Origin of the sequence: Clostridium sp., assembly GCF_051656525.1 — a bacterium.
In the GTDB taxonomy this organism is placed as follows: domain Bacteria; phylum Bacillota; class Clostridia; order Clostridiales; family Clostridiaceae; genus Clostridium.
The window spans coordinates 23415-29414 of the sequence record NZ_JBOGCC010000003.1 but is presented as its reverse complement, the minus strand read 5'-3'; the positions used below and the strand labels follow the sequence as shown (position 1 = coordinate 29414).

The following is a 6000-nucleotide window of genomic DNA, read 5'->3' as shown; positions in this document are numbered from 1 at the left end:
ATTATTCCAAAGTGGTAGATTCAAGGGAAAAGAAGCATAGTTGTCTTATAGAAGAATTATAGATATTAAACAAAAGTTAAAGCAAAGGGAAGGCTTTAACTTTTTTTATTTAAATTTTAAAAAATGTGTCACAAAGTTTTAAGGTGAATTGTTATATAGATAGATGTACATCAAGGGAGAGTTTTTATGGGAAGTAAGTTTGAGAGTTTGGATATTTTTGAGACTTCTATTGTAGGAGTTAATGAAGGAGATTTAGAGAAGTTACGGGATTTATATATTGAGGAGAAGAGGGGGATTTTTCTTTTTATATTATCTATGGTTAAGGATTATGGGGTTGCTGAGGATTTGCTTCAGGATGTTTTTGTTAGGATTATTAGAAGTAGTGATTCTTATAAGAGAGGAACAAATGCAAAGGCATGGATTTTGACTATTGCAAGGAATTTATCTTTAAATTATTTAAATAGGTTTAAGAAGATTATAGTATCTGATGATATTGAGATTTGTAGTGATGGAGAGTTTGAAATTTTAGAGAGTAGTATGGAATTTTTAAGGATGATTGAGCCTTTAAGTGAGATTGAGAAGGGAATAATTATTCTTAAATTAAATGTTGGTCTTTCTTATTTTCAAATTTCAAAAATTTTAGGAATTTCAATTATAAATGCTAGAGCAAAATATTCTAGAGCTATTAAAAAACTTAGGGTGAGTTTTAAGGAGGATAAATAATATAATGTTTAGAAGAAAGAAAAAGATTGATGAATATATGAGAATAAGTAATGGTGTAAAGGTTCCAGGGGAGAAAGAGAAAATAATTAATTTAAATGAGAGGAGAAAAAATGGTATGAAAAAGAAGTCAATTTTAAGTGTAGCAATGGTAGCTGTTGTAAGTGGATTAGTTTTATTTACTAATATAGGTGCAGGTATGGGTGAAGAGGGAGAGAGTATAAATCCAATAAAGGTTTATGCAAGTGAAAGTGGGAGTCATAATAAAGCAGTGGAATTAAAAAAGGATACAAAAACTGAGATTAAAGGTGGTTTTAAAGTTTTTGGAGATACAGAAAATGGTACAGGATTAATATCAGAAGGAATTTTATTAAATATTGAATCAGATGATTTAGAAAGTTTAAAACTTAAGGCAAATAAAGGAGGATTCACACAATTTACAAAGGGATTACCAAAGGATAATGAGGGAGTATTATTTGAAGAAAAAACGGGAGACAATGGAGAGAATACTAAAAAGGGTGAAAAAATTAAATTAAATGAAGAGCAAAAAGCTAGAATATATGAAGAAGGAAAAAATGAATTAGTTTTAGAAAATGTAGAAGGAAAGGCTACTATTGAATATGTTTTTAGTAAAGATATGAGGAAAGGATTAGATGAAGGAAGAGGATTATCAGAAGTTTTAAATGGAGTAGAAATAGAGATAGAAGCCACATATAAAGGTGAGAAAGTGAGTAAAAATATATTAAAGCTTTCAGTAGAAAATGACAAAATTGTAGCAGAATTAAAATAGTATATAAAAGATTAGAGATGGAAAAGATTACATTTCTAATCTTTTATAATTTTGAGAAATAAGTAGAGTTTTTGGGCTTTATTTAGTTGACAAGACTTTTTTTGTAATTTATAATTATGATAATTTAAAATTGAATTTGCACATTTACGACTCGTATATCCCCTGAATATGGCAGGGAGTATCTACCGGAAACCTTAAATTTCTGACTATGAGTGATTATAATAAAGCTAACTTTACATCTTTATACTGGAATTTTTTTACTAAGATGTATTTAAGGGCATATTATCTTCACTTATTGAAGTTAATGTGCTTTTTTTGTACTTTTTTATAGGTTTGTTTGACTATATATAACAATAGAAGAAAAATGTACAAGTTCGAAAAGCAATAGTTAGCATAATGAGTTAAGTTAAAATGGCATAATATTATAAAAATTTACACAATCTAATATAAATAAAAAATTCTTTATAGACGAGGGGAGAAATTTAAAATGGCAAAAATATTAAAACAAGCTTATACATTTGATGATGTACTTTTAGTTCCTAACAAATCAGAGATATTACCTAATGGGGTGTCTTTAAAAACTAATTTAACTAAGAAATTGGTTTTAAATATTCCTTTAATTAGTGCAAGTATGGATACTGTAACTGAATCTAAGATGGCAATTGCTATGGCTAGAGAAGGTGGACTTGGAATTGTTCATAAAAATATGAGCATTGAAGCACAAGCTAAAGAAGTTGATAAGGTTAAGAGACAAGAAAATGGAGTAATTACAGATCCAATATTTCTTTCACCAGAACACACTTTAAGCGATGCTGAAGAACTTATGGGACAATATAGAATATCAGGAGTGCCTATAACTGTTGAAGGTAAATTAGTAGGAATTTTAACTAATAGAGATGTAACTTTTGAAACTGATTTTAGTAAAAAAATTGGTGATGTTATGACTAAAGAAAATTTAGTTACAGCACCAGAAAATACTACTATGGATGAAGCTAAAGAGTTATTAAGAAAGCATAAAATAGAAAAATTACCTCTTGTTGATAATGAAGGAAATTTAAAAGGACTTATAACTATAAAGGATATTGAAAAAGCTAGAATCTTCCCAAATGCAGCTAAAGATTCTCAAGGAAGACTTTTATGTGGTGCAGCAGTTGGAGTAACTGGTGACATGATGGACAGAGTTGATGCATTATATAAAGCAAAGGTAGATGTTATAACTATAGATACAGCACACGGACATTCTAAAGGAGTTTTAGAAGCTGTTAAGAAAGTTAAAGAAAAATATCCAGATTTACAAGTTATAGCTGGAAATGTAGCAACTGCAGAAGCAACTGAAGATTTAATTAAAGCTGGAGCAGATTGTGTTAAAGTGGGAATAGGACCTGGTTCTATTTGTACAACAAGAGTAGTTGCAGGAGTTGGAGTTCCTCAATTAACAGCAGTTATGGATTGTGTAGAAGCTGGTAAAAAATATGGAATTCCTGTTATAGCAGATGGAGGAATTAAATTCTCAGGTGATGTTGTTAAAGCATTAGCAGCAGGAGCATGTGCAGCAATGATGGGTTCATTATTTGCAGGATGTGAAGAAGCACCAGGAGAAATAGAAATGTTCCAAGGAAGAAGCTACAAAGTTTATAGAGGAATGGGTTCACTTGGAGCTATGGCAAATGGTTCAAAAGACAGATACTTCCAAGATGGAAATAAAAAATTAGTACCAGAAGGTGTTGAAGGAAGAATTGCATTTAAAGGTTCAGTAACAGATACAATATTCCAAATGCTTGGAGGAATAAGATCTGGAATGGGATACTTAGGTTCAATAGACTTAAATACACTATACGAAACTGCAACATTTGTAGTTCAAACATCAGCAGGACTTAGAGAAAGTCATCCACATGATATAAATATAACTAAAGAAGCGCCAAACTATAGTGTTGGGAAGTAAGTGAAAAGTTGCAAGCAACTTTAAATGGACTCAAAAATTATCTGGCGATAATTTTTATCGTAAGAAATTTAATAATAGAAGAAGCTAAGTTGAGAATTAAGAGTTAGATAAAGAGAGTAGAAAAATATATAGGTTAAAATTTATTTTGACCTATTAAATAAAAAATTTTTAATTCTTAATTTTTAATTCTCAATTAATTTGGTATAATTTACTATATAAAATAAGAAGGATTTCTAGGAGGAAAGAATGAAGAAGGATTTAGTTTTAATTGTTGACTTCGGTGGACAGTATAATCAGCTTATTGCAAGAAGAGTTAGAGAGTGTGGAATATATTGTGAAATAATTCCTTACACATATTCAATAGAAAAGATAAAAGAGAAGAATCCAAAGGGGATTATTTTTACTGGTGGACCTAATAGTGTTTATGGTGAGAATACTCCAAAAGTATCTGAAGAGATTTTTGAGTTAGGTGTTCCTGTACTTGGAATTTGTTATGGAGTTCAACTTATGTCTCATCTTTTAGGTGGAAAAGTTGCTACTGCACCTGTTAGAGAGTATGGAAAAACTGAACTTAACATAAAAAATTCTTCAAGATTATTTGAAGGAATAAATGAAAAAGATATTTGTTGGATGAGTCATACAGATTACATATCTGAAGCACCAGAAGGATTTGAAATTATAGCACATACAGAAGTTTGTCCTGTTGGAGCTATGGAAAATGTTGATAGAAATCTTTATGGAGTTCAATTCCATCCAGAGGTTGAGCATACACCATTTGGGCAAAAAATGCTTCAAAACTTCTTATATAATATTTGTGGATTAGAGAAAACTTGGACTATGGCTTCTTTTGCAGAAGATAAAATAAAAGAAATAAAAGCATTAGTTGGAGATAAGAAAGTTCTTTGTGCTTTATCAGGTGGAGTTGATTCATCAGTTGCAGCTATGATAGTTCATAAGGCAATTGGTCATAACTTAACTTGTATCTTTGTTGACCACGGTTTACTTAGAAAAGATGAAGGGGATACAGTTGAAAGAGTATTCAAAAAAGAATTTGATATGAATATTATAAGAGTTAATGCACAAGATAGATTCCTTGGAAAACTTAAAGGTGTATCTGACCCTGAGACTAAGAGAAAAATTATAGGTGAAGAATTTATAAGAGTATTTGAAGAAGAAGCTAAAAAAGTTGGAGATATAGATTACTTAGTACAAGGAACTATTTATCCTGATATAGTTGAAAGTGGAACAGATACTTCAGCAGTTATTAAATCACATCACAATGTTGGTGGACTTCCAGAAGATATGGAATTTGATTTAATAGAGCCATTAAGAGAATTATTTAAAGATGAAGTTAGAGCAGTTGGAGAAGAGCTTGGAATTCCTCATAAATTAGTATGGAGACAGCCATTCCCAGGACCAGGGCTTGCAATTAGAGTACTTGGAGAAATAACTGAAGAAAAACTTCACATCACAAGAGAAGCAGATGCAATATTCAGAGAAGAAATTGCAAATGCAAACTTAGATGAAACTATATGGCAATACTTTGCATGTCTTCCAAACATAAAATCAGTTGGAGTTATGGGAGATGAAAGAACTTACTGTCATACAATTGCACTTAGAGCAGTTACATCAAGTGATGCAATGACATCAGAGTGGGCAAGAATCCCATATGAATTATTAGACTTAGTAAGTAGAAGAATTGTAAATGAAGTACCAGGAGTAAACAGAATTGTTTATGATATAACTTCTAAGCCACCAGCTACTATTGAGTGGGAATAATATTAATTTAGAATTTAAAATTATAATTATAGAAGGCTAAGTTAGTGAAAATCTGACTTAGCTTTTTTAAAATTAATTTAATAAAGTGGAAAAGAAAATTTCTTGTTTCAATATTTATGTTTTAGTGTTTTGTGATAGAATATAGTGTAGGAATTTAAGAGGAAACGGGTAAGGGGATGAAGGATTATGGATGGGTATGATGATAAGGAATTTTTTGAGAAGTTAAAGGGAAATGGGAACAATACTAAAAAAAATCAATATATGACTATTGAAGTAGTTGGTTTTTTAGGTGATCCAGAGATTTTATATTGTGGAAATTCAGAACTTGAAGCATATAAAAATTTTAGAAAATTAAAGGGAACACATAGGAAACTAGTAAAAGCAGATGTAGTAAAATCTAGAATTTTAGATACAGAGATAATTTTAGAATATGATATTACAGAAGTTATAGAAGATAAAAAAAGCTAAAAAAGCTATTAAAATAATATTTTAGTTATATAAATAAATTATAAAAATTTATGTGCAAAACAAAGGAGGACAAGCAATATGAGATATAAACCAATGAAAGAAAGCGAATATAGAATGTATGCAATTATAAATATAATTATAGGAATTATAGCAATAATAGGATGCGGAATAGTAAGCAACATAATGGAAGGAATGCAGGCGTTAGGAATAGAAGCCATAATAATAGTAGTATTCCTAATAATATTTGCAGGACTAAACCATAAAATGAATAAGTTCAGAGGATAGAAGTAGAAATTAAGAA

Annotated in this window: 6 protein-coding genes and 1 riboswitch; all 6 genes read left to right on the top strand. The window is 30.0% G+C overall.

Annotated features, from left to right (window positions below):
• Window positions 1-186: 186 nt before the first annotated feature.
• The 6 genes from ACRDDY_RS00175 to ACRDDY_RS00150 all read left to right on the top strand — a co-directional run bounded on the left by ACRDDY_RS00175 (window position 187) and on the right by ACRDDY_RS00150 (window position 5984).
• Entirely contained in the window at window positions 187-723 is a 537-nt protein-coding gene (locus ACRDDY_RS00175) for an RNA polymerase sigma factor (protein ID WP_438562949.1), read from the top strand.
• A gap of 4 nt (window positions 724-727) precedes the next feature.
• Entirely contained in the window at window positions 728-1510 is a 783-nt protein-coding gene (locus ACRDDY_RS00170) for a hypothetical protein (protein ID WP_438562948.1), read from the top strand.
• 131 nt (window positions 1511-1641) lie between these two features.
• Window positions 1642-1739: riboswitch (purine riboswitch) on the top strand.
• A 258-nt stretch (window positions 1740-1997) separates the two neighbouring features.
• Window positions 1998-3452 (top strand): IMP dehydrogenase, encoded by a 1455-nt coding sequence (gene guaB / locus ACRDDY_RS00165; RefSeq protein ID WP_438562947.1) that lies wholly within the window; start codon window positions 1998-2000, stop codon window positions 3450-3452.
• 246 nt (window positions 3453-3698) lie between these two features.
• On the top strand, window positions 3699-5231 hold the full coding sequence (gene guaA / locus ACRDDY_RS00160) for a glutamine-hydrolyzing GMP synthase (protein WP_438562946.1): 1533 nt from the start codon (window positions 3699-3701) through the stop codon (window positions 5229-5231).
• Window positions 5232-5417: 186 nt separating this feature from the next.
• The gene (locus tag ACRDDY_RS00155) at window positions 5418-5699 is read left to right on the top strand and encodes a hypothetical protein (RefSeq protein WP_438562945.1); all 282 of its coding nucleotides are present in this window, start codon (window positions 5418-5420) and stop codon (window positions 5697-5699) included.
• Between the two features lie 78 nt (window positions 5700-5777).
• Window positions 5778-5984: a hypothetical protein gene (locus ACRDDY_RS00150; protein ID WP_438562944.1), complete on the top strand. Its 207-nt coding sequence runs from the start codon at window positions 5778-5780 to the stop codon at window positions 5982-5984.
• Window positions 5985-6000: the final 16 nt, after the last annotated feature.

Excerpts from the sequence above, each read along its gene's own strand:
- ACRDDY_RS00175 (WP_438562949.1), top strand. The coding sequence starts at position 187 with ATGGGAAGTAAGTTTGAGAGTTTGGATATTTTTGAGACTTCTATTGTA.
- ACRDDY_RS00170 (WP_438562948.1), top strand. The coding sequence starts at position 728 with ATGTTTAGAAGAAAGAAAAAGATTGATGAATATATGAGAATAAGTAAT.
- guaB (WP_438562947.1), top strand. The coding sequence starts at position 1,998 with ATGGCAAAAATATTAAAACAAGCTTATACATTTGATGATGTACTTTTA.
- guaA (WP_438562946.1), top strand. The coding sequence starts at position 3,699 with ATGAAGAAGGATTTAGTTTTAATTGTTGACTTCGGTGGACAGTATAAT.
- ACRDDY_RS00155 (WP_438562945.1), top strand. The coding sequence starts at position 5,418 with ATGGATGGGTATGATGATAAGGAATTTTTTGAGAAGTTAAAGGGAAAT.
- ACRDDY_RS00150 (WP_438562944.1), top strand. The coding sequence starts at position 5,778 with ATGAGATATAAACCAATGAAAGAAAGCGAATATAGAATGTATGCAATT.